General features: G+C 33.2%; 23 protein-coding genes, 1 pseudogene, 1 riboswitch and 1 other annotated feature. Of the genes and pseudogenes, 21 read left to right on the top strand and 3 right to left on the bottom strand.

Features of this window, described 5'->3' with window-relative positions:
* Position 1: 1 nt before the first annotated feature.
* The 4 genes from ACZ2V4_RS07895 to ACZ2V4_RS07880 all read left to right on the top strand — a co-directional run bounded on the left by ACZ2V4_RS07895 (position 2) and on the right by ACZ2V4_RS07880 (position 2,619).
* On the top strand, positions 2–871 hold the full coding sequence (locus ACZ2V4_RS07895; RefSeq protein ID WP_490513147.1) for a DNA adenine methylase: 870 nt from the start codon (positions 2–4) through the stop codon (positions 869–871).
* Between the two features lie 118 nt (positions 872–989).
* On the top strand, positions 990–1,079 hold the full coding sequence (gene rpsI, locus ACZ2V4_RS07890) for a 30S ribosomal protein S9 (RefSeq protein ID WP_111626125.1): 90 nt from the start codon (positions 990–992) through the stop codon (positions 1,077–1,079).
* A 394-nt stretch (positions 1,080–1,473) separates the two neighbouring features.
* Positions 1,474–1,695 carry a restriction endonuclease gene (locus ACZ2V4_RS07885; protein ID WP_490514724.1) on the top strand — a complete coding sequence of 74 codons (222 nt, stop codon included), beginning with the start codon at positions 1,474–1,476 and terminating at the stop codon, positions 1,693–1,695.
* Positions 1,696–2,148: 453 nt separating this feature from the next.
* Positions 2,149–2,619 carry a GIY-YIG nuclease family protein gene (locus tag ACZ2V4_RS07880; protein ID WP_490514713.1) on the top strand — a complete coding sequence of 157 codons (471 nt, stop codon included), beginning with the start codon at positions 2,149–2,151 and terminating at the stop codon, positions 2,617–2,619.
* A gap of 1,245 nt (positions 2,620–3,864) precedes the next feature.
* Here ACZ2V4_RS07880 and ACZ2V4_RS07875 read toward each other — a convergent pair.
* Positions 3,865–5,802, bottom strand: a complete 1,938-nt coding sequence (locus tag ACZ2V4_RS07875) for an RNA-directed DNA polymerase (RefSeq protein WP_490514712.1) — start codon at positions 5,800–5,802, stop codon at positions 3,865–3,867.
* A 301-nt stretch (positions 5,803–6,103) separates the two neighbouring features.
* Between ACZ2V4_RS07875 and ACZ2V4_RS07870 the strand changes: the two genes are divergently transcribed.
* From ACZ2V4_RS07870 to ACZ2V4_RS07800, 15 genes and pseudogenes are all read left to right on the top strand, one after another.
* Positions 6,104–7,285, top strand: coding sequence for an RNA-directed DNA polymerase (locus ACZ2V4_RS07870; protein WP_490514711.1), 1,182 nt, complete (start codon positions 6,104–6,106; stop codon positions 7,283–7,285).
* A 169-nt stretch (positions 7,286–7,454) separates the two neighbouring features.
* Positions 7,455–8,462: a S66 family peptidase gene (locus ACZ2V4_RS07865; RefSeq protein WP_419895290.1), complete on the top strand. Its 1,008-nt coding sequence runs from the start codon at positions 7,455–7,457 to the stop codon at positions 8,460–8,462.
* 264 nt (positions 8,463–8,726) lie between these two features.
* Positions 8,727–9,212 (top strand): GNAT family N-acetyltransferase, encoded by a 486-nt coding sequence (locus ACZ2V4_RS07860; protein ID WP_419895291.1) that lies wholly within the window; start codon positions 8,727–8,729, stop codon positions 9,210–9,212.
* A gap of 230 nt (positions 9,213–9,442) precedes the next feature.
* On the top strand, positions 9,443–9,793 hold the full coding sequence (locus ACZ2V4_RS07855) for a DoxX family protein (protein WP_219521811.1): 351 nt from the start codon (positions 9,443–9,445) through the stop codon (positions 9,791–9,793).
* 117 nt (positions 9,794–9,910) lie between these two features.
* Entirely contained in the window at positions 9,911–11,122 is a 1,212-nt protein-coding gene (locus ACZ2V4_RS07850) for an NADH:flavin oxidoreductase/NADH oxidase family protein (RefSeq protein ID WP_490514710.1), read from the top strand.
* A gap of 83 nt (positions 11,123–11,205) precedes the next feature.
* Entirely contained in the window at positions 11,206–12,639 is a 1,434-nt protein-coding gene (locus ACZ2V4_RS07845; RefSeq protein WP_219493690.1) for an NAD(P)H-binding protein, read from the top strand.
* Between the two features lie 94 nt (positions 12,640–12,733).
* Entirely contained in the window at positions 12,734–13,912 is a 1,179-nt protein-coding gene (locus ACZ2V4_RS07840) for an NAD(P)/FAD-dependent oxidoreductase (protein WP_144781388.1), read from the top strand.
* Positions 13,913–14,140: 228 nt separating this feature from the next.
* A complete protein-coding gene (locus ACZ2V4_RS07835) occupies positions 14,141–15,766 on the top strand; it encodes a MutS-related protein (protein WP_490514709.1) in 1,626 nt (541 codons plus the stop codon).
* 90 nt (positions 15,767–15,856) lie between these two features.
* Positions 15,857–16,066, top strand: a complete 210-nt coding sequence (locus ACZ2V4_RS07830) for a helix-turn-helix transcriptional regulator (RefSeq protein WP_490514708.1) — start codon at positions 15,857–15,859, stop codon at positions 16,064–16,066.
* On the top strand, positions 16,059–16,556 hold the full coding sequence (locus tag ACZ2V4_RS07825; RefSeq protein WP_490514707.1) for a hypothetical protein: 498 nt from the start codon (positions 16,059–16,061) through the stop codon (positions 16,554–16,556). Before ACZ2V4_RS07830 ends, ACZ2V4_RS07825 begins: the two co-directional genes overlap by 8 nt.
* 82 nt (positions 16,557–16,638) lie before the next feature.
* Positions 16,639–16,741: riboswitch (SAM riboswitch) on the top strand.
* An 85-nt stretch (positions 16,742–16,826) separates the two neighbouring features.
* A complete protein-coding gene (locus ACZ2V4_RS07820; protein WP_219493694.1) occupies positions 16,827–17,645 on the top strand; it encodes a MetQ/NlpA family ABC transporter substrate-binding protein in 819 nt (272 codons plus the stop codon).
* Entirely contained in the window at positions 17,646–18,557 is a 912-nt protein-coding gene (locus ACZ2V4_RS07815; protein WP_283722271.1) for a lactate/malate family dehydrogenase, read from the top strand. It abuts the gene before it with no gap.
* Positions 18,558–18,864: 307 nt separating this feature from the next.
* Entirely contained in the window at positions 18,865–19,416 is a 552-nt protein-coding gene (gene isaB / locus ACZ2V4_RS07810) for an immunodominant staphylococcal antigen IsaB family protein (RefSeq protein WP_490514706.1), read from the top strand.
* A 115-nt stretch (positions 19,417–19,531) separates the two neighbouring features.
* Positions 19,532–20,665, top strand: a pseudogene (locus ACZ2V4_RS07805) (SulP family inorganic anion transporter); the annotation flags it as partial.
* A gap of 21 nt (positions 20,666–20,686) precedes the next feature.
* Positions 20,687–21,082 (top strand): universal stress protein, encoded by a 396-nt coding sequence (locus ACZ2V4_RS07800; protein WP_283722273.1) that lies wholly within the window; start codon positions 20,687–20,689, stop codon positions 21,080–21,082.
* A gap of 35 nt (positions 21,083–21,117) precedes the next feature.
* On the opposite strand, the gene ACZ2V4_RS07795 is transcribed toward ACZ2V4_RS07800, so the two are convergent.
* Positions 21,118–22,176 (bottom strand): YkvI family membrane protein, encoded by a 1,059-nt coding sequence (locus ACZ2V4_RS07795; RefSeq protein WP_219493699.1) that lies wholly within the window; start codon positions 22,174–22,176, stop codon positions 21,118–21,120.
* A gap of 127 nt (positions 22,177–22,303) precedes the next feature.
* Positions 22,304–23,554 carry an aspartate aminotransferase type Ic gene (locus ACZ2V4_RS07790; protein WP_490514705.1) on the bottom strand — a complete coding sequence of 417 codons (1,251 nt, stop codon included), beginning with the start codon at positions 23,552–23,554 and terminating at the stop codon, positions 22,304–22,306.
* Positions 23,555–23,887: 333 nt separating this feature from the next.
* Positions 23,888–24,164: a binding site (T-box leader), on the top strand.
* A gap of 106 nt (positions 24,165–24,270) precedes the next feature.
* On the opposite strand from ACZ2V4_RS07790, the gene ACZ2V4_RS07785 reads away from it, so the two are divergent.
* Both ACZ2V4_RS07785 and ACZ2V4_RS07780 read left to right on the top strand, forming a co-directional pair.
* Positions 24,271–25,428 (top strand): 5-methyltetrahydropteroyltriglutamate--homocysteine S-methyltransferase, encoded by a 1,158-nt coding sequence (locus ACZ2V4_RS07785; protein ID WP_490514704.1) that lies wholly within the window; start codon positions 24,271–24,273, stop codon positions 25,426–25,428.
* A 74-nt stretch (positions 25,429–25,502) separates the two neighbouring features.
* Positions 25,503–25,685, top strand: coding sequence for a CsbD family protein (locus ACZ2V4_RS07780; protein WP_086037984.1), 183 nt, complete (start codon positions 25,503–25,505; stop codon positions 25,683–25,685).
* Positions 25,686–25,687: the final 2 nt, after the last annotated feature.

Here is a 25,687-nt window from a genome sequence, read left to right as displayed (position 1 = left end):
GATGCCAGTAACAGAATCACCATTTAGATATCCAGGAGGAAAGACTCAACTTTTGAAGTTTTTAGAACATACTCTAAAAATCAATAACATGGAAAAAGTTGTGTATTGTGAACCTTTTTCTGGTGGTTTTGGTGCAGGTCTTGGTTTATTACTTTCAAGAAAAGTTGATAAAGTTATTATTAATGATTATGATATGGGGATTTATAGCGTCTGGTACGCAATTTTAAATGATTTTGAAAAATTTAAAAAAAAAATTATTTCAATAGATATTTCAGTAAATGAATGGAAGAAACAGAAAGAAGCTTATAATATGCTTATTAACTCAGATAACTATTCTATTGAATTAGCAGTAGCAACTTTGTTTTTAAATAGAACAAATAGATCTGGTATTATCCAAGGTGGTCCGATAGGTGGAAATCAACAAAAATCAACGTATAAAATTGACTGTCGGTTCAATAAAGATAGTATTATGAAAAAGATTAATAATATTAATGAGAGAAAGAATGACATTACATTATACAATTTAGAAGCAAATACTTTAATTAATGACATATTATTGGAAGAAAATATCTATAGATTATTTACTTTTTTTGATCCGCCATATTTTAAACAAGGTAAGAATCTTTATACAAATTTTTTTAATTATGAAGATCATATTAAATTAAGAAATTATATTTCAATGATGGATGATTTTAAATGGATTACAACATATGATAAAACTGATGAGATAAGAGAATTATTTAAAGAATATCCTTGTTATGAATATAAAATTCAGTATTCAGCTAATAAAAAACGAAAAGAGACTGAATTATTATTTAGTAGCTCTATGACGAAAGTAGAGAGCAAAGATAAAGTTGTTTTTTGTGAATAATTACCACCGGCCAGCAGTCTATTTAGTTACCCTTTAGTTACCCCTGAGTGATATTTGATGCAATTTTATGAAATCGAAAAAAATAGGAAACCTTTAATATCAAGGCTTACGACAGTATATACAACTGTACGAAACCCTAAAGTTTTTTGAACGTAAGAAGCCAGGTCTTAAAGGCGCTCGTCGTTCACCACAGTTCTCAAAACGTTAATATCGTTGTTATATCAACGTTTACAGCACTTCTCGAAAATATTCGAGAAGTGCTTTTTTATATGTTTTTTTGTATTACATAATTGTAATGTTTGTGGGATAATATAGTATAAATAACTTTTTTAGGGGGAAAATTATGAAGACCGAAGAAGAATATATTATTAATAGTTTGATAAGTTAGTTAATCAAATTAATAAAGTTGATGGAGAAATTCAGCAAGAAAGAGGTACTTTATTTGAAAAACTAGTACTTGCTTATTTAAAAAACGAACCTACCTATATAAACCTTTATAAAAATGTATGCTTACTAAAAGATGTACCTTCAGAATTTAATATTTCAAAAAAGATTTAGGCGTAGATTTAGTTGCTGAACAACAAAATGGTGACTTAGTAGCTATACAAGGGAAATTTAATAAAGGAAAAATAGGTAAAAGTGAAATTAATTCTTTCGTCGCAGAACTTGAATCAACATATTATACTAGAAACTTAATTATATCAACTGTTGACGAGTGGAATAGCAATGCTAGAGCGACGATTGATAAGAATGATAAAGTAATAGAGATAATTGGGTTATTAGGTTTGAGAGATAATAATGTCGAAAAGACCTATTTTTTATAAATCAAAGTTATGGAAAGGTGCTATAAGGATGTATTTTTGTGAAAGAGAAAGATATGAACGCACATGACAAAGGAAATGAATCTTTAACACAAATAGAAAAACTTTGAAAAATAAGATTGGGTCTTTTAAAGGTAATAAATGCTCTATTTTTTATGAATTTACATGATAAAACTATTATTTTTTGAGAACTATTTTAATACATTGTAGTCATTTTTTTATCCATGATATATGTTAGAAAGAAATTATAATAAAAAATTAAGCTCACAGAAGTTAAAAAATTAGTTGAAGAATGATTATTGGTCGATGTATAAAATAGAATGGTTGGTCAGTCGGAAAATAAAGTTGTTAAAAAATACACCAATAAAATAAGTGAAAGATATATCATTATAGAAATCTAATACATATAAATAGCGCTATTGATTAGTACTCTATAAATGTTGGGAGGTAGCAATTATGAATAAAAATAAAACCTTAAATTGGAAAAATCAAAATATAGATAAAATAACAGTTGATAAAATAATTGAAAATATAAATACTGATTATTCATTTGGATACATTTACGGAATATATTCTGTTAATAAACAGAATGAAAAATATTGTATATATATAGGTAGAACCAACTCCTTATATGAAAGGATGTATGGCGGTGATGGACATCTTACGAACTTAATGAAGAAATGTCATCATAGTAAAAAATTAATGAATGCATTTTTAGATACAGACTATAAAATTGAAATTAAAGTGGTAGATCAAGTGAAGTATAAATTTGATTGTTATCAAAAAGATGTTCAAAGACTTTCTTCGAAAGAAAACTATTATATTGATAAATATCAAGAAAGAAATCAGTGTTTAGAGCAAGTTCCGGAAGGTAAAATAATGTCTATTTGTAAATGGAATCAGTTAAAAATAGAATATAGAGATTAACTATCGCACATTATTAAAACTATAATTTTAAGTAACCGCTTAGTTGTACAAATATATAATTATTTTCTGAGACTGTAATCAAAATATTGACATGGGAAATATAGATGTATATGAGTTATTTGAAATAAATATAGTATTATTTGTGCTCAAGTAATAAAATTATATAAATAGCAATGCCAGCCAGCAGTTTATTTAATTACCCTCTAGTTCCCTGAGTGATAATTGATGCAATTCTATGCAATCGAAAAAAATTAGAGAACCCTTAATATCAAGGTTTACGACAGTTTATACAATTGTACAAAATCCTAAAGTTTTTTAAATGTAAGAAGCCAGGTCTTAAAGGCGCTCGTCGTTCACCACAGTTCTCAAAACGTTAATATCGTTGTTATATCAACGTTTATAGCACTCTTTGGATTATTCCAAAGAGTGTTTTTTTGTATTTTTATAGAGGTATTTAGTTACCCTTAGAGGGACTATTTTGTTTGAAACCTGCTTAAAAATCAATGATATGAAGCTGTATGAAACCATATGAAATGACCTAGCTTTTCTCTGGGATTTGTACGTAAAAAGGATAGATTTTATAATAATCTATCCTTTTGAACGAGTACATTTAACTTTATTTTATTATAGTAAATAAATCTGTTTTTTTGTCATAATGATCTGTTATTTTGATAAAACTATCTATATAGTTCTTTTATACAATCAATATGTTCCATTAATTGATCAATTAATATGTAGGCGAAATTTCTATATTATCACCATAAATATTCAATTGAGATACTAGAAACGGAATCTCCTCTTTTGGAATATTAGGTTCTAATTCTCCCAAATTTGAATCAATCCAATTAATATCATTAAAATCTAAAATGGTTGAATTATGAGCTCTTAACGCTTTTTTATTTATTCTAATTTTAACAGTTACTTGATCATTTTTATAATTAGATTTTGGTTTTTAATAAATTCGTCTAAAGTTTTATCAAATTATACACTCATATGAAGAGTAAGCATCTTAAATAAGAGATTTATTGTAATTGAAGAAATGTTTAAAAGCACTTTGCCTAAAAATTAGGAAAGTGCTTTTATAGATTGAAAAGAAATGAAAATTCTAAATCTTAATAATTATTCAATGTCAATTTAACAATAATAATTATAGATAATGAAAAATTCAAATGTAAGTTATCGTTGAAATTCCTATTTTATTGAACATATAAAAATGTTTTAGCTTCTTTTAGAAATAAGAAAAAATTAGTAAGCACTAGTAAAATTAATATCCCAATGATTGTACATAATTTTTTTTATAATTGATCGTTGGAAATTGTCAGTGTTTAAAGACCATTCATAATATGACCTACTTGTTAAATCATTCCACAATTCCTGAGCAATTATTTTTTTATTTGCATCTTGAGGCAAATTTTCTTTTATACATTCGTCCAATATATTTTTAAAGTTTTCAAAACCAGGATACTTTGAAAAATCGTTTAATATATAGAAATATTCAGCATTGTATAACAAATTATTATTTCTATCATATGAATAAATCTTAGAATTTACTTTTGATATCAATTTTTTATGAACAGTCTGATATTTAGGGTCTACTTTCATAGTTCCATCGATGAGTATATAATGACCAATACAGCAATAAACGAAATAGTTTTCATTGTTTTTATCTAATATTTTACATAAATACTGCGGATTTATTTTTCTTTTTAAAATTTTCATAAAAGTAATTAAATCGGTCATATACTCAAGTGAATCTTCTTTATTTTTAATTACTCTAAAACAATTTTCAAAAATTAACTCTTCAATTATCACTTTTACTTTTTCATTAGCTAATAGATCATCAGGGGATTCTTGATTTGTTTTAAGAAACAATTTTAACATTACAGTTATGTAGCTGTTTGTACTATCCATATCAATGTATAAATTATAAATATTTGTGATAACTTCTATCATTTCTTTGGTAACTCTTAATTTTTGTGGATTAAAGTCTACTAAGTCTCTTACTACTTTGAGAAAGTATTTTACTATTCGTCCTTGAGACTCTGGATAGCTAATAATTATTTCTTCAATATTAGAATGAAAAAATTTCCAATCACTTCGAGTTCCTATATTTATGATTTTATTCTTATCACCATCTTTAGGTTCATACATTACTTTAGCCAGTTTAAAATTGTTGATTAGGTTCTTTAATTTTAAAATTGATGAATCATAATAATGAAACGGTGATTCTTGTAATAAAACCTTTGATTCATTAATATTTAGATTAAAATTGTTCAAAACTTCATTTAATATTTTCTTGATGTTTAAAATGTCTTCCTTATTATGAGCAAAAATATAATAATCGTCTACAAACCTATATATAGTATAATCTTTATTTAATGTTATTTGAAAATTTTCTTTTATTTTGTACTCAGTTTCTAAATCAATATGACTTAGAAGTATTTCAGCCATTACCCTTGAGAATTCATTTCCTACAATTATCCCATTGGTTTCATTATAATTAGTTATTTGCATTATCTTATCTGCTCTATGAGCAAAGCTATTACCAGATAGATATGCTTTTCCAATTTCTTTTGATCCTAAGATTGCCCAAGTAAATGAATGAGTATATATACTACCAAAGCATTTCTGGATATCAATTTTAAGTGAATATTTATATCTATGTTTAAGTCTATTAAAAGTGGGAGATTCCATCATTTCTCTAATAGATTTGAATTTATTGTAAGAAAAAAATGACGAATAATTTAAATCAGCTAAATCCTTTAAGGCATTTGAAACTTCTTTAGTAGCAAACTCATTTTTTAAACTTTGCAACTTCCACTCTGAATAATTTTTCATATCAATTTTAGTGTTATTAAGCTTGATTGGTGATCGTACACTAAAATTTGACTTCAAGCATTCAGAGATAATTCTCGATCTATATACTAATAAAAATTCAGTCACTTGTAACTGTGCTAAGGGATGTAATATACTGAGTTTCCTAAAATCATTGTTCCCTTTAGGTATATAATAATTTAATGGTATAGTATATTTCATTCTATAACTATTTTTTTTTGAATCTAACTTATCAAAATCATCATTAATTCTAAAATTGTAAAATTTAGTATATAAAGATCGATTTGAAAACATAAGGGGCAGGTCTTTAGGTAAAACTTCAGTTCGTAATATTAAATGTGGAATCATATTGAGCTCCCTAAATAAAAAATTGATGGAAATTTAGTTTAATTATATAATTAAATAACAGAATACGCTATTACCCTATATCCAAAAATATATTAATATTATTTGATCTTAGGGACACACATAAAGGATGTAATAAACTTACTTCCACAATAAGTTATTAAGTTCTTAATTAACTTATTTATGACTATCGGCATCTTGAGATAACCTAAAGTTATGTATTCTGTAATCTTAACGTATCTTTAATTTATAACCAATAAATTAAAGATACAAAGTTAGGATTAAAATTGTCGGAGGACATGAAATGATTAATTACACTAGACAAACAATCAATAATAGACAAGTTCTGATACCGAATGAAAAATCAAAAAAACACTTAAAAGAAATAAAAAGAGAAATAGAAGGTAAATATGGTATTCAACATATTTCAAGAAATGATATTATTGAGCAAATAATTGCGTTCTTTTTAACTAATAAAAATGGAGATGGATATGATTATACTTCTTATGAAGGGATAGATTGTGTTATATATAGGACGGACATTCAAAATTTTTTCCCTTCTATTAATACACATAAATTATATAAGAAAATATCTTCTTCCAATATTTTAAGTCAAACTACTGTAGATTTAATAAAGTATATTAATTTTTCAAAGAAAATTAAAGGAATCCCTTTAGGTTTTCCGCCCGCAAATGCTTTAGCTAATATATACTTAGAAGACTTTGAGAAAAATGTGAAGTTATTATTACAACCAAATTTATATTATCGTTTTGTAGACGATATGATAATTATTAAATATATAAAAAAGGGTACTAAAACTGATGTTTATCAAATGAATAACGTTATGATAAAAGAGTTAGAAAAATTATATTTAAAATTAAATGATTCAAAGACAGAAACAATTATATTAAATTTTTCTAAAAAGTTTTCCGATGATCCCCCTAGCTTTAAATATTTGGGCTATAAATTTATTTTCAATGATCAATTGTTGATTACAGTTGAAGAAAGTAAGATAAAAAAAATAAATTATAATTTAAAGCATCTATTTTATTGTTATAGATGTAGTGATAGAGACGAAAAAAATTTTTGGGTTTTATATTATAGGTTAAAAAATCTTCTGTATGGAGTTACGACAATTGATAAAAATGGGAATAAAAGAAGATTTGGCTTAGCATATAATTATAAACGTATAAATGACGAAATATGTTTATTTAATATTCTACTAAACTGCGAAAAAGAAATTAGAAGGTGTCCTATTTCAAAAAGACAAAAGTATATACTATTTTCTTTATTATCTGTCTTGGAAAATGGTGTTAAGGTTAAATATAATAAAGAAAATAGTCTTAATTTTTTACGAAACCGTTTTGATTATACTAGGCTTTCATTAAGACAGAAAAGTCAAATTGCTCAACGTCTTGATATTTCTAGTACTCAAGAAATTAATTCATCTAAAATATTTTATCATCTTCAATTTACATCTAATTAATATTTCTTCAACAATGATATTAGAAATGGAAAATCCAATTTTTCTTACTGATGGTATGAATTCATGTTGTGAATCTTATGTAAATATGAGTTTTAGGATAGGGAAATTATTATTTGATTTTGAGATTATTGTTTAAAGAATAGTATTGAATATTTTGGAGGGATTATAAATGATCAAATATCCAACGCTTAAAGATAATTTTACAATAGGTATTACTGCACCTTCTTCTGGTATCCCTGAGAATTGTCATCATTTTATGGACGAGATTAAAGAACGTTTTAAAGATGTAAACTTGATTATCGGTGATACGGTAATGACGCAATATAAAGCAAAATCAAGTCATATGAATAAGCGAGCTAAAGAACTTAATGAGTTTTTACAAAGAGAAGATATTGATATTATGATTCCTCCATGGGGCGGAGAACTTGCCATTGAAATAATAGATAAGATTGATTATGCTAATATTCAACCGAAATGGATAATGGGTTATTCGGATACGAGCCTTATCCTTCTTGCAATTACTTTGAATACTGGTATAGCGACAGCGCATGGCACGAATATTGTGGACTTACGTGGAAAATATTCAGACAAAACAACGAGTGCATGGGAACGTGTATTAAAACTTCAGAGGAATGAGGAAATAGTTCAATATTCATCTGATATGTTTCAGAACAGCTGGACGCATCATATTCCAACAGATTACATATTTAATTTTACTGAGCAGACAAAGTGGAAGTCATTAAGTGGAAACAATGTAAAGATTGAAGGACGTTTACTTGGAGGATGTATTGATGTCATCTCTCATATTGTAGGAACACCATATGGAGATGTGGATCGATTTAGAAATGAATACATAGGTGAAGAACCGGTATTATGGTATCTAGAAAACTGTGAGTCATCTTCAGTTACGTGTCGAAGAATGTTACTCCAGATGAAGTATGCGGGCTGGTTTGATAATGTAAGTGGTATTATCTTTGGGAGGACTCAAGTGGATGAAGCGGTGGATGGATATACAATGATTGATGTATATGAAGATATTGCCGATGAACTAGATATACCAATACTATATGACGTTGATTGTGGGCATCAACCTCCGCAAATTACTTTTATTAATGGTGCATACGGTATAGTTGAGTTTGATAATGGAAAAGGAAAGGTTACGCAGAAGTTTATCTAATTCAAGTCGAGATGACGTTAGGACTTTAGGTGTTACTTCTCTTGGTCCTGACAGTATCTAGCGTATTGGCGGTTTATGAATTTAAGGATTGATAATAAAGCCTATTATTGATGTCGAGATTAGTGCGAGTGGCTTGAAGATAGAACTAATTATACAGTTGCGAAAGAAGTATTTTTGAGATTAATTATTAATACTAGATAAAGTTTTGTCAGTAATGCGTTAAGATATCATTGCTTGTAATTAAATGAGAGAGGTGCGGTGTATATGAAGGTGGATATTGATGGTTTCAAGAATGAGGATGCCAAGGAGATAGTAGCACTTATTCATCGTGCCATGTTTGAGACGAATATCACAGACTACTCAAAAGAGGATTTAATTGAAGATGCAAAAGTAATTACTGAGGTTTCTGTCACGGAGCGTGCATCATGGACACACTTTTATGTATTTAGAGCCGATGATAAAATTGTCGGTACTGGTGCAATCGGTCCATATTGGGGTAGCGAAATAGAAAGCAGTTTTTTTACGATTTTTGTGTTGCCTGAATATCAGGGACAGGGTATAGGACATCTTATTATACACACCCTAGAGAGCGATGAATACTACAAGCGTGCTCATCGTATAGAAATTCCAGCTTCCATAACAGCTGTTCCTTTTTATGAGCGATACGGTTATGTATGTAAATGTGATAATAAGCAACCCGACGATGAGGGGATTGTTAGAATGGAGAAATATAGAAGTGATAATGTATAGATCTTGGGGTGGGTACTACTTTGTATAGTATTATAATGTCCTCTATATTTATTGCTCTAAAGAGTAGGGACTCAGATTGTTTTCTAATGATTTTAGTTATATAGGGGTTTTATAGATGGTTAGCTATCGGATGTTAATAGAGCCGTGATAGTTATTATGAGACGTATAAATGTTTTTAAACGTGAATAATTGGATATAGTAATAATAATAACTTAAAGGAGAGGTTCAGTATGTTTAACTATATGAACAACTTGTATATTGCCAAGGAAATGTACAATGCAGGTAAAGGGAAACTTCAAGGGAACGAAGATTTAGCTAAATTATTTGATGAGTTCGGTTATTCGGAAGAAATGATGAAAGTTGTCGGTGGTGTTGAGACAGCCGGTGCAACGTTACTTGCGCTATCTATCTTCAGCAAGAAGTTTAATCAGGCGGGGGCATTACTTGTAGAAGGTGTAATGCTTGGTGCAATCTATTCCCATCTAAAGGCGGGACATGGTTATGATGCAACAAAGAATGCACGTAATATTCTAGCTTTAAATACAACTTCATTGCTTACAAGCTTCAAAAAAGATAAATAAGCTTCAACTGACACCTCCTGAATCATTCAGGAGGTGTTTCTTTATGATTAATATGGTGCATTGAGGGAAGATACAAAGTATGAAATGCTTTAAATTTGAAGTGAAGGAGTAAATGATATGACAGTAGAAAAATTATTTGAACCGCTTGAATTAAGCAATGGTGTAACAATAAAGAATAGATTATATAAAGGAGCGATGAGTGAAGGTATGGCAGACGGTAACCATCGCCCGACAGAAGCACTTGTTAATGCCTATCAGCATTGGGCTGATGGAGGTATCGGTATGGCGCTTACCGGCAATGTTATGGTCGATCGTCGTTATCTTGGTGAGCCGGGGAATGTCGTTGTAGAAGATGAGCGAGATCTAGATATACTTAAGCGCTGGGCTGAAGCCGGTAAACGTAATAACAGCCATATCTGGATGCAGATTAATCATCCCGGTAAACAAAGTCCAAAGTCGGTATCTCAACAGCCTGTAGCTCCTAGTGCTATTCCCATTAATGGGGATGCCGGCAGTGGATTTAACCCACCACGTGAGATGACATTGAATGAGATTAAAGAGACGATAGAGCGCTTTGTAACTACTGCAGTAATCGCTAAGAAAGCAGGATTTACAGGTGTTCAGATACATGGGGCTCACGGTTATTTAGTGAGTCAGTTCTTATCAGCAAGGGATAACCGTCGCTTTGATGAATACGGGGGGACACTAGATAAACGAATGAAGTTCTTAGTGGAAATCTATACGGGTATGCGCGAGGCGTTAGGTGAAGAGTTTCCGATCAGCTTAAAGATCAATTCAACGGACTTTAGTGACAAAGGGTTCTCCCTAGAAGATTCTATCACTGTAATCAAGAAGATGGATGAACTCGGAATCGATCATATCGAAATTTCAGGTGGAGATTATGAGAAGCCGGAAATGATGGGTGACGGAGAAGTATACTTCCTGGACTATGCAAAGAAAGTAAGTGATATGGTAGAGGTGCCGATTTCTGTGATTGGAGGGTTCCGTAAGCAGCAAAGCATGATCGATGCCATCACAGAGACGAACGTATCAATGATCGGTATTGGACGTCCGCTTGTACTGAATCCTGAGCTTCCAAATCAGCTGCGTGAAGGAACGTATGAGGATGTTACTTTACCAAGACTGACGACCAAGGTTAAAACCCTGGATAAAATGATTGGAGGCTTTGTTGGCTTAGCGTACTACGAACAGCAAATCAGAAGATTAGGCAATAACCAGAAGCCTGTAGTGCATACGAATGCATGGAGTCCGCTATTTGAGCTCGCTAAGACACATGGTGCGAAGGCGTTTTCGAAAAGAAGAAGATAGATACAGAAGATTAAATTTATTATACCGGTTATAGATGGATCAGATGGGGTATGGACTAATACTATAGAATAGGAGGACGTTTAATGAAGGTACTATTAACAGGCGCTTCAGGTTATATCGGCGGAAATTTATTGGAACAATTGAAAGAAGACTATGACATTGTAGCTGCTTCAAGAAGTACAGATAATAAAGAAGATGAAAAGAACGTAACATGGAAGAAAGTGGATCTCTATGCACTTGAGGATATTGAAGAAGCTATGGAAGGCGTGCATACAGCAATTTATCTCGTGCACTCTATGATACCCTCTGCGAAATTAACTCAAGGTTCATTTATGGATATGGATGCAATATTAGCAGATAACTTTGGCCGTGCGGCGAAGAACAAAGGTGTGAAACATATCATCTTTATGAGTGGAATTATGCCGGACGAAGAGGATGAGAACTTATCAAATCACTTACATAGTCGTAAAGAATGTGAGAAGATTCTGGGCTCTTACGGTGTCCCTGTATCGACATTACGTGCAGGGCTGATTATTGGACCAAAGGGTTCTTCATTTCCGATTCTGAAGAAATTGACAAAACGATTGCCTGCGCTCGTGCTTCCGAAGTGGGCATATAGTAAAACAGCACCTGTTGCCTTAAAAGATGTAGTTAAAGGATTAGCAACATTAGTTAAGCGCGAACCGAAACAAAATGAACAGATTGATATCTATCATGAAGTAACGGATTACAAAGGAATGTTTGAAGCCACTGCATCAGCTATGAAGAAGAAATTACCTATGCTTGATGTACCGTTCATTCCAGTATGGATTACAAAGTTACCTGTCGCATTAATCGCTGGTGAATCTAAGGAACTTGTTTATCCATTAATTGATAGTCTCGTGCATGATATGACACCTTCTAAGAAGAATTATGTAGAAGGCATATCCAATGCACCGACACCGTTAAAAGAAAGTATTGAGACTGCTTTAAAAGATAGTGATGATGAGAAGAAAGGTAAGAAAAAAGCACCTTCTATTGCGAAACAGCTTCAAAAGAATGACGTTAAGTCTGTTCAACGTATTACGATCCCTTCAAGCTGGACGATTGAGCAAACGGCAAACTATTATGTTAACTGGTTATCACGTATCGGTTACTCATTTATCAATACTTCGATTGAAAATGAAGTATTGAATATTTCATTACCAATTTTCAAAGACCCTATCCTTATCCTGGAAAAATCACAAAAGAAATCATCAGAAGATAGGGTGTTGTTCTATATAAAAGGCGGTAAGTTTGCTAAGGTAAACGAAAGCAGCAGAGCACGACTTGAATTCAGACGTATCCTTGATACGAATGAGTGTATAATTGCAATCCACGAATATGAACCATCGCTACCTTGGTTTGTATACACAATTACTCAAGCACGTGTGCATTTGTTAGTGATGAAACTCTTTGGTCTTGAGACTAAGATTTTAGCGAAAACCTTGGATTCTAAGTATCTCGAAGATAAAACAATGACATTACAAGATAACTAAGATTTACACTCACCTTAAAGGTGAGTGTTTTTTTATTCATATCGTTAATTTAATAGGGTATATAATAACTAATAAACTTACTAGGAGGGAAACAATGAAGAAATATCAAGTAGTGATTCTCGGAGCAGGTGCAGGTGGGTTATCAAGTGCAAGCAGATTATTGAAGTCTGGTATAAAGGATATCGCTATCATCGATCATGCAGATCAACATGCTTATCAGCCAGCTTGGCCTCTCGTTGGTTCAGGTGAAGAGAAGAAGACACGTACAGTAAAAAGCATGTCACGTGTAATCCCTAAAACAATTGACCACATCCAGCAACGTGTTACTCGTATTCAGCCTGTAGAGCGTAAAGTGTATTTAGATAATGATGATTTTATTATGTACGAATATCTCGTCGTCGCACTTGGCATACAATTAGACTTTCAGGAGATAGAGGGACTTGAAGCGACGCTAGGCAGAAATGGTGTTACGACAAACTACCTCTATGATTATACAGATTATACCTATGAATTATTAAAGCAAACCAAGACAGGTAATGTAATAATAACGAAACCGAAATCAGTAATTAAAGGCGGAGTTGCTCCTGAAAATACATTGTTTACCTTTGATGAATTTATTCGTGATCAGAAAGATAATAAGGCACATCTTATTTTTAAATCAGGGAAAGACACATTATTTCCTGTGGAAAAATATAGACGATATATGGAGGAACATTTAAATAATAAGCATATTGAATATCAACTCAATCAAGAATTGATTAAGGTAGACGGTGACAAGAAAGAAGCGACATTTAAAGAATGGGCTACAGGAGAAACATATACATTACCTTTCTCTATGATTGTTGTAACACCACCTATGAGTGCGCCAGATGTTGTGAAAAATTCGACCTTAAGCGATGAACAAGGGTGGCTGGATGTTAATCCATTTACGCTACAACATGTTCGTCATCAAAATGTATTTGGTATCGGAGACTGTACGAATTTACCAACCATAAAGATGGGAGCGGCAGTAAGAAAACAGATGCCCGTACTTGTCAGTAATCTACTTTCACAGATAAAAGGCAAACAGTTAAAAGCGCATTATGATGGTTCCACAGCTTGTCCAATAGCAACAGAATATGGTCAGGCTTTTATAGCGGAATTTGGATATGATATGAAACCGAAGGAGTCTATGCCGATAGATCAAGGGAAGACGAATCCGTTATTATATCAAGTGAAGAAACGTGGGATACCATTGATGTACTGGAATGCCTTGTTGAAAGGCAAAGCATAATATTGAACCGAAAGATGACATAGAGAACCGACTCTGCGAGACAGAGTTGGTTTTTAATTTTGTATATAATTGTAAATTGATATTTATTGTTATCAGAAAATTAAGTATAATATGTATAAGAAGTGGCTACGAGACTATTAGAAATTATTAAAACGAATGAACCAGAGTTTTTTAATAATCTCGTGCATATGTTTTAGATGTGATTTAGAAAATTAACGGAGGTTCAGCATGCAGAGTTTCTGGGTTTATGTATTAATAACAATCGTGTTAATTGGTATAGGTATTGGTTATAGTGTCTATGACAGTATTCAACTGAAGCGTAAAGTAAAAACATTGTTTAACAAGCAGGCGACACTTTTCAAACAAAAAGGCAATCATATTATGTTTGATCATTATTATAAGCATATTAGTAAAGAAGAGGCACGATGTATTGATGATATTACATGGAATGATCTAAGTATGGATCAGTTATTTCATCGTATAAACTATCACTTTACATCTGTTGGTGAGGAATATACATATACGTTACTGCGTAATTTCCCGGGACATCATGTTGATGAAACAATGTTGAATAGGATTACTGAGGATGTAAGATATCGTGAGAAATTGTCATTTATATTAGCGAAGCTTGGTAGAAATGCGAATAATGATGCAAGCCGGTTTACAGTGCATTATCAGGAAAAAGAGCACTACAACAAGCTGATGATACTCGTAAGTTTCTTACCTATACTGAGTTTAGCTATGTTCTACTTCGGTGTTTCTATTGGTATATTCAGTGTAATCCTTGCAATGGGTGTCGTTATGGGGCTATCAGTAAAGTTTCAGTCGCAAAGTGATCTCGTTTATAACGATTTATTCTATGCAATTAAGATTATTGATACGGCAAACGAAATAATGAAGTTGAACGGCCGTAAATCAAATGATAGTAAGATGAAGTCCGTTAAGTGGATGAGCTATTTTATGTTAAATGATAATAAGAATGAAGGGAACATTGCGCTTACAATGATTAATGCGATTAAGCAGATGTTTTTAATTGATTATCATTTGTATCATCGCGCGCTTGCGATACTTCATAAGCATCAAGAAGATTTCGCTTCATATTTCAAAGTAGTAGGACAAGCAGATGCAAGTTATAGTACTGCTTTATGGCGAACAACATTACCATATTACGCTATTCCTGAAGCGGCTGAAGAAAAAGTGCTTGAAGCGGAGGAAGTGTATCACCCGTTACTTGATCGTGCTGTAGCGAATGATTTTAAGTATAAGCATTCTGTACTGTTAACAGGATCTAATGCCTCGGGGAAATCTACGTTTATGAAAACGATGGCGATAAATTTAGTAATGGCTCAAGGTCTGAATACATCGACAAGTGAAAGATTTGTGTATCAACCAGGAATCATAGCCACTTCAATGAATTTAGAAGATAGTTTAGCGAAAGGTGATAGTTACTTTATCGCAGAAATTAAATCAGTAAAGCGCCTCTTAGAAGTGCTTAAATTGACATTACCGACGTATATATTCATTGATGAAATATTGCGCGGAACGAATACGAAAGAACGCATTGCTTCAGCAACTGCAATACTAGACTATTTGAATTTACATCAAAACAGTTTATTATTTGCAGCGACACATGATATTGAATTAACTGAGATACTGACACACTTTGATTTTTATTACTTTAAAGAAACACTGACTGAAGATAATGATATAACATTTGACTATACAATCAGAAAAGGTGTTACAACGACTTCGAATGCAATAGAACTTATGCGTATTCACAATTATCCAGAAAGTATATATAACCAGGCAAAAACGCAGCTTAAACAATTAGAACAACTGAATGTAGGGACTTAAGCACCGGATAAGCGGTGCTTTTTATTATATATGTTAAAAATACTTTACATAATGTTAAGTATAATGTACATTAGTGGTGAGGTGAACAACATGCTAAAGTCTCATTTAAAGGAGTACCGCGCTAAATTTAATATAAATCAAAGTGAGTTAGCGAAAAGAGTTGGTGTAACAAGACAGACGATTGGTTTTATCGAAAAAGGTACGATTTCACCGTCTATCACGTTAGTGTTAAAGATTTGTCATGTATTTCAATGTAAAGTTGAAGATCTTTTTGAATTGGAGGATATTGAAGATGAATGAACAACAATTTAAAAGAATTTATCCGTTATTTAATCTAGTCTGTATTGTGTGTATTGGATTACTGATTATCCCACTGAGTATGGTTATGCGTTATACGATTAATGAAGGTGATGTATTGTTTTCTGTTCATATCAACCCATACAAGTATGGTGATATGTTTTTGTACTTTATCATTGCGACAGTGATAATTAATATGATATTGATGGCTGTAAGTACAATATTTCTCGTATGGGCAAAGAAAAAGTTTAGAAAAATTAATTTAGTTCCTGAGATTAATGATCACGATGAAGGAATGAGTTTTGTGACATATGAATCGATGAAACGTTCTTATACTTGGTTGAGCATACTGTTACCGTTATTTACAGCTGTTATATTTTTAGTTCCAGATAATTTTGTGACCAAACCCATTGTACTAGGTATATTGCTGTTTATGTCTGTAATTATGTGTTTAACGTATTATGTTAGAAATAGAAAGTTATTAAAGGATTAAAATAGAATTTTCAAAATATTCATTGACATCATTAAGATGTTTAATTATGATAGTAATCAATAAATAAAACAAAATATTTTAACTCTTATCCAGAGAGGTGGAGGGACAGGCCCTATGAAACCTCGGCAGCAGATTCTTAATGAACACTGTGCCAATTCCTGCAACGTAAGTTGTAAAGATGAGACGAGACTATACAGCGATTTATCCTGTGGACTTGTTCTTGTCCACGGGATTTTTTATTTGAGTTAAAAAATTAGGAGGAAACTATGCATGAGAAAAGTATTAGGTTTAATTAGTGCAGTCATATTATCTGCATCTTTAGCAGGCTGTAGCTCAACTGAAAAAGAAGAGGATAAGAAGATTGTTGTTGCAGCTTCCCCTGCACCGCATGGAGAAGTTGTTAAACATGCAGCGGTTGCGATGAAGAAAAAAGGATATGACGTAGAAGTTAAGATTGTCAATGACTATAAAGTACCGAATAAGTTACTGCAAGAAGGCGATGTTGATGCTAACTTATTCCAGCATGTGCCATACTTGAAAGCTGAGAAAAAGACGCATCATTATGATATTGAAGAAGTAGGGAAAGTGTTCACTACGCCTATGGGGGTTTATAGTAAGAAGTATAAGAACTTAGATGAAATTCCATCTGGCTCTGAAATCTTCGTATCAAGTAATCCGGCTGAAGAAGGGCGTTTCTTATCATTCTTTGTCAATAAAGGTGTGATTAAGCTGAAAAAAGGCGTAAAGATTGAAGATGCATACTTTACTGATATCGTTGAAAATAAAAAGAATCTAAAGTTTAATAACAAACAAAGCGCAGAATTCTTACCGAAGACGTATCGTAATGGTGAAGGGGCTGCAGTAATTATGAATTCTAACTACGCAATTGATAATGGGATTACACCGCATAAAGATGCCATCGCGTTAGAGGATGAATCTTCACCATTTGCAAATATTCTTGCTGTTAAAAAAGGCCATAAGAATGACAAGAAGTTTCAGGATTTGATTGAAGTACTTCAGTCTCAAGATATGAAAGATTATATTAATAAGGAATTCAACAAAGACGTCATTCCATATGGAGGGAAGTAGATGAAGCTAGGAATCATTGGTGTTGGACGTGTGGGCAGTCAAGTGCTGACTGACGTACAGTATTTGAACGTATTTAACGAGATTGTCTTGATTGATAGTGACGAAAATGTTGCGACTGGAGAGGCAATGGATCATTTGCACAGTCAAGGTATTGGTGTCACGAATCATATCAATATTTATGCGGGAACATATAAGGATTTAAAGGATGCGGATGTTATCGTTATAGCGGCCAGTACAAAGACAGATACATCAATTCCAGATCGCACTGCGCTAGCAAAGGCGAATACAGTGATTATTAAAGAAATCACTACACGTATCGGTGAAGTAACGACCGATGCCTTGCTTGTTATTATTTCCAATCCTGTCGATGCGATGACGTACATCGCTTCAAAGTATTATCCGGAGAGTAAAGTGATAGGTACTGGTACGTTATTAGAAACTTCACGTTTTAAAACTTTAATTGCAAATCATTACAACATTGACCCTAAAAGTGTTGAAGGGTTTGTGATAGGAGAGCATGGAGCACATGCTGTACCGCTCTGGAGTAAAACGCGTATTCATGGTATAGCGTTAGAGGAATATGAACAGCTTAGTGGTTACCATAAGATAGATAAAAAGGAGATAACTGAGGCGATTGATAGCGTGTCATTTGATGTATTCCATCAAAAAGGCTGGACCAATGCAGCGATATCAAAAATCACTGTATTGCTTATCAAATCGCTTGTGCTCAATGAGCGTTCAATTTTCCCATTATCAACGAGAAATGAGGATATAGCATATAGCTTACCAGTACTTGTGGGAAAGGAAGGCATCATCCAGAGATTGGATATTTCAATAGATAATCAAGAAGCACAGGATTTAACAACAGCTAAACAATTTATTAGAAATACAATAGAACAGCATTATAATTAAGACCTTGTAAAATTACAGGGTCTTTTTGTATGCATGTGGCTTCTAAGGATATTGGAAAAGGGATACGTAGTCATGATGCTAAACTGCTGATGAGAGCTGGCTTTATGTGAACGGCATAAAAGGTTAAAAGAATATTACATCTAATTAAAGAAAGAATTCCCAAGTCATTAGTCCATCAGAATGAAAGGATTTTTATTTTATTTAGTTTTAACTAATGATTAAAAATGTTTTGTGAGCACCATTCAGGGTAAATAATTAATGTAGAAAATGATGAGAATAATGAAATTATATTTTAGGAGTGGTGGAAATGAAATTTGTAAAAGTATTAGGCGCAACAACTTTAGCGGCTGCCATGTCGTTAGGTGCAGTGCAGGGCGAAGATGCCTTTGCTAAGCATTCAACAGCTGAAGTTCAGAAGCCTTACTATAAGTACTCTGGTTATACGAGCGGAAATGCCAAGTTTGTGCTGGATAAAGATTTCGTGCGTGCAGTTAAAGTAAATAACGTAACCGTAAATGGTTATAAAGTAGACCTTAAGCGTATGACTTCAGGAGTTTCAGGCACAGATTATACTAAGAAAGTTTATGATCAGAACTATACATTTTTTAAAGGGACTGATAAAAACCCATATACAGCGACTTTAGATGTGAATAACAATGAACTTAAATTCGATGATGTGAAGAAAGTGTACGGCAATGAATACCTTTTCAAAGGTAAGATGATATCTGGTAGTAATAAAGCGGTGCCTTCTAAAGTTGATGGTGTTTACATTTACAACTTGAATGGTAATAGTATACAGTTCCTCGTGGAAAAAGGTTATGTGAAAAAAGTAATATTGGGACATGTTGGCATGGCATAAAAAATTTGCGCTTCAGTTATGAAGCGCAAATTTTTTATGCCATGAATTGGTTCTACAGTTGTGTAAAAGTAATTATGTTATACTGTCAAAGTATCTTTTTTTGTAGGAGGAATTTATGATAGACACATTAAAACGTGAATGGCTTACACAGCCTTTACAAAATATATTAGCGGGTATCGTTGTTTCACTTGCACTGATACCTGAAGTGATTGCATTTAGCGTCATTGCAGGAGTAAATCCAATGGTGGGACTGTATGCTTCATTTGTTATAGCGGTAGTCATCGCCTTTACAGGTGGAAGAAGTGCCATGATTTCTGCAGCAGCAGGTGCAATTGCACTGCTCGTGTTCTCTTTAGTGAAAGAACATGGCGTAGATTATTTATTTGCAGCGACCATCCTGATGGGAATATTACAAGTCATCTTTGGAATATTTAAAGTAGGTAACTTACTCAAATATATACCGAATACAGTGATGATTGGATTCGTAGATTCCCTTGCAATACTCATCTTTACATCACAATTACAGCACATCTTTAATATTAGTGGTGTGACTTATATATTTACTGTGGCAACAATTATGATTGTATACGTCCTACCCAAATTTTTTACGAAAGTACCAGCACCACTCATTGCAGTCGTACTACTTACAGCAATTTCAATTATGATGCATGCTGATGTTAGGACAGTAGGTGATATTGGAGAAATTAAACGTGCGTTACCGCATTTGTTTATACCTGATGTGCCCTTCAATTTCGAAACGTTTAAGATTATCTTTCCGTACAGTTTATCGATGGCGGTCGTAGGTCTTGTAGAAAGTCTGCTGACGGCACGTATTGTAGATGATACATTGAAGAGTGACAGTGATAAGAATAAGGAATCACGTGGACAGGGCGTTGCTAACATCATTACAGGATTCTTCGGTGGTATCGGTGGATGTGCAATGATTGCACAAACTGTATTGAATTTGAAATCGGGTGGAACGACGAGATTATCATCGATTGCAGCGGGATCATCTCTTATGTTTTTAATAATTGTTCTTGGTGATTACGTCGTTCAGATCCCAATGAGTATTCTTGCAGGGATTATGGTTGTGGCTGCAATAAGTACATTTGATTTTGGGACATTCAAATTTTTGAAAAATGCAAGATGGATTGACATAATAGTAGTGTTAGTGACTATTACTTTAGTACTTATGACCCACAATTTAGCCATTGGTGTTATTGCCGGCAGTGTGCTGAACTTTGTATTTAACAGAAAAGAGGTGGCTTAAATGTATCAATCCGTTCTTATTGCGGTAGATGGATCACATAATAGTATGCGTGCAGCAGAAGAAGCGATAAAGCTCGATGCTAAGCATTATACGATTCTTTCCGTTATTACAGCAGAAGACTCAAAAGAAAGTGTATTGCATGGTACAGGAGATAGTGAATCAGATCGTAAAGAGGAACTGGAGGATATTATTGCAAAATTCTCTGGACATCACTTTAATGTGCTATTTGAACATGGTTATCCGAAAGAGAAGATTGTGGAGGTTGCGAATCATCATAATCATGATTTACTCGTTATCGGAACGCGAGGATTAAGTGGATTAAAAGAAGTCGTTATGGGTAGCGTAAGTCGTCATGTTGTTAAACATTCTGATATTAATGTACTTGTCGTAAAATAAAACAGGCGATTCCACTTGGAATCGCCTGTTTTATTTTAGTCTTTCAAGTTAAAGTGTTTAAACCCTTTATAAATTACAGGGAAAAATAAGAGTAAACCGACGATTCCCATAATAGGGAAGACTGTTGCGACAAGTTTTGAGAAACTGATAAACGTCATTAAAAATGTAATTATTGCAATAACAACAATTATGATATAGTAATTTCTGCTGTAGGGTTTCGTGATTCTCGAGATAAATGCATAGTTTAAACCAACGACCGTATTATAGATTACAGCAATCATTATTACCGAGAAGACAATTCCGATGGCTGGATGAATTTCCTGTGCAAGCAGTAAAGTGGGTAAGTCAACTTTTACGATATGTTGATACTCTGTAATAAGCCCTAAGTTAATTAACATTAATAATGCCATGATGATACTTCCACCCAATAAACCGCCATAGATTGCATGCGTTCCTTTTTTTAGCTGACCACCCATGACTGATAAGAAACTGAATGCTGCAGCAATCTGTAAACTAGAATAGTTAATTGCGTCAAACCACCATGGGTAGAGTCCTTTATTATCGGGGATGCTAATAATACCGTCAGAGATATTGAAGTCATGTTTCATCATATAAAAAATTGAAATAATCAATACAATCGCAATTAAGAATGGGGTTACCATACTGAGGACACGAATAATTTTATTGAACTGCATACATAACGTTAAGCTCACAAGTGCTATAAAGATTAAACCACTTAACCAAAATGGAATATTGAAACTTTCATTGATTGTACTTGCACCCCCGACACTCATTACGAGTGCCAGACCGAGCAAGAAGGCAGTAAGAATAAAATCAAAGATCAACGAAATTTGTTTTGGTAAAAAATATTTAATACTTGTAGCATGATTTTCACTTTTAACAACATGACCACCCTTCATGACAAACATACCACCTAAAGTAACGAGAAGGCCTGTCAATAGAATGCCCCATATACTATTGCTGCCATGTGACGTAAAAAATTGCAGTACTTCTTGTCCGGTAGCAAATCCTGCACCCACGACAACCCCTACAAATGCAAAAGCAACGACCAGTATTTCTTTAAAATCTTTCATAATAACCCCTTCCAGGATAAAAGCAAAATTTATCTATATAAAATTTTATGATAGCGTTCTTAAAAGGCGATATCCATGAGTTCATATTGTTTAAAGCGATTCCTTTAAACAGGAATCGCTTTAAATATTATTGATTTTCATATAATTTATTTAATGTGACATAGTTTATAACGACACATAGAATATCCATCGCTTCTTTCAGCTCTTCCACATTTAAAAATGATGGTGCAATACGGATAACGCTATCGTTAGGGTCTTTGCCATAAGGATGTGTCGCACCGGCTGGTGTAACTTTTAAACCGAGTACACTACACTTCTCTACAATTTCACTTGCACAATGATCCAATACCTCTATCGTGATAAAATAACCACCTTGAGGTTTGTTCCATTTACAAATTTCTGGTGAATACAGTTTCTTAGATAAGTATGTATCCACAACATCGAATTTCGGAGCCATAATTTCTTTATGTTTACGCATATGTTCAATCACACCATCTTTGTCTCCGAAAAACTTGACATGACGCAGCTGATTTAACTTATCATGTCCGATTGTTTGAACACCGAATAACGATAATAAGTACTTAATGTTTGTTTCACTTGTAGCAAGTGCTGAAATACCTGCACCAGGGAAAGTCATCTTAGAAGTAGACATAACCATTAAAGCACGCTCAGGATTACCGGCACTTTGACACGCATGAAGTAAGTTTTTCACTTTGATTACTTCTTCACCTAAGTGATGGTATCCGTAAGCATTGTCCCATATAATTCTAAAGTCATCAGCAGCTGTGTGCATGTTTGCCAGGCGCTCTACAGTTTCATCAGAATAGTTATACCCTTGGGGGTTCGAATAGAGCGGGACACACCACATACCTTTTATTGCAGGATCATCTTTTACTAGAGATTCAACCTGATCCATATCAGGGCCGTGATCTGTCATTGTTACAGGTATCATTTCGATGCCATATGACTCACAAATTGTAAAGTGACGATCATATCCTGGCACTGGACACAAAAATTTTACCTGTTGATCCTTCCAAGGTAGCGCATCTTCAGAAACTCCGTAGAACATGAACTTATTAACCATATCATGCATGAGATTCAAACTTGAATTGCCGCCAATATAAATCTCATTTTGAGACACATCGAATAAATCTGCAAATAATGCCTTTGCTTCTGGGATACCACCGGGAATACCATAGTTGAAGTATGATAAGTACGTATCAGCATCCTTGCTCTTTAATACATCGAGCATCTCGAATGATAAAGCCAGCTGTTCTCCTGATGGTTTTCCGCGCGTCATATCAATGTTGATATCCTCTTTCATCAATTGATCATATTGCGCACTATAACTTTGTAATGCTTCTTGAATGTTCGTCATGAATTAAACACTTCCAATCTGTATTATTACTGTCATTATAGAATATTTGACTGTTGATTTACAGTAAGATAAAAATAAAAATCCACCCCCAACAGATAGGGTGGATTTTTATCAAAAATTAACTCCAACAGAAAAAGTTAATTTTCTCTTTATATCAAAAGGAAATATGAAGAGCAATCTTCTTAGATTGCTTCTTTATATTAACATATTTTTAAATGTGTTTTATACATAAATACAAAGTGAGAAAATAAATTTTTATTAAATTAATGAAATATTCAGAAAAATAGTTGACAACATAAATAGTGATGTGTATAATTTCTAGTAATTCAATATTACAAAGCGATAAAAAGGAAAAGTAGATATCGGAATTTACACAGAGAGCTTCAGTTTGGTGAAATGAAGTTAAAGGAAAGTATTGAAAAATGGCCTTTTTTGCTACATGCTGAACGATAATTCTAGTAGGTTCTGTCGAGAGTAGGCACTCGTTATCATTGCCTGAGTATTACACATAATTAATGAAAATTTCTATAAATGTGCGTACTTGCTGAGGTATAGTTAGCGATAGCTATACGAATAAAGGTGGTACCGTGGGAGACCCCTCACCCTTTACTAAATTGTAAAGGAGTGAGGGTTTTTTTGGATTCTGATATGTATGACATGATACATAAGCCTTGGCAAATACAATATATAAACCACACATTTAGGAGGAATTTATTATGACAACTTTAAATACAGTACAACAACCATTATTTGATCACGTAGGGAGCTTTTTAAGACCGCAAACATTAAAGAAGGCACGTGAGCAATACTTAAATCAAGAAATTACATATGATGCATTGAAACAAGTAGAAGATCAAGAAATTAAAAAGCTGATCGATAAACTCGTATCATTAGGATATGAAACTGTAACAGATGGTGAATTTAGAAGAAGCTACTGGCATCTTGACTTTTTCTTTGGATTTAATGGAATAGAACAGCAATTACTCGGTCAAGGGTACGTCTTTAATAAATATGAAACAAGAAGTGATAGTGTGAAGTTTATCGGTAAGATTTCTGGAGAACACCATCCTTTTGTAGAACACTATAAATTTGTCAGGGACTATGCACCGAAACATGTGACGGTAAAACAGACAATCCCAGCTCCGGCACAGTTCTTAGTAGAACTGACACGCCCCGGTGTAAAAGAAACAGTAGATGAATATTATGTATCACGTGAAGCAGTCAAAGATGATATCGTTAAGGCATATACTACAGTAATACAAGAACTGTATGATGAAGGATTACGCGTGCTTCAACTAGATGACTGTTCTTGGGGCATTCATGTCTCTGAGGGCACATTAGAGAAGATACACGGTGACGGTAACAGCGAGAATCTGGATGTGGAAGCACTCAAAGAAGAGCTATTAGACATTAATAACCGTGTAATACACAATGCACCGAATGACCTTATCATCAATACACATGTATGCAGAGGGAATTACCGCTCAGACTTTGCGAGCACTGGTCCATACGATAAAGTTGCAGATCAACTCTTTGCGAAAGAAGACGTTGATGCGTATTATCTTGAATATGATACGGAACGCGCCGGAGGATTTGAACCACTTGCGAAAGTTTCTGGAGAAAAACACGTCGTACTCGGTCTGATTACTTCTAAGTTCCCAGAGTTAGAAGATAAAGCGGAAGTAATTGCACGTATTAAAGAGGCAAGTAAATATATTCCTTTAGAGCGACTAAGTCTAAGTACACAGTGTGGATTTGCTTCTACGGAAGAAGGCAACGAACTCACAGAAAGTGACCAGTGGGCGAAACTTGAACTTGTGAAAGAAATTGCGCTACAAGTTTGGGGCGATGGAGAAAATGAATTACCAGCATAACATATAAAAATAAAATGTTTAAATAGGAAATATGTGGGTAAAATATAGTATTACATGAAAGAAAGGTGATAATAATGACTAATGAAGGTAAATTTGAACAATTAAAAGGCAACGTACAAGAAACAGTTGGTAATGCGACTGGGAATAGAGAACTAGAGCAAGAAGGTAAAGAGAGTAAGATTTCTGGTAAAGTGAAAGAAGTATCAGAGAACGTACAGGATAAAGTCAACGAAGCAGTAGATAAATTCAAAAAGTAATC

It is taken from the genome of Macrococcus sp. CoH-51_TC_04, from assembly GCF_058188655.1.
Note: the sequence above shows the minus strand (reverse complement) of the source record. Positions and strands in the feature narration are given on the sequence as shown.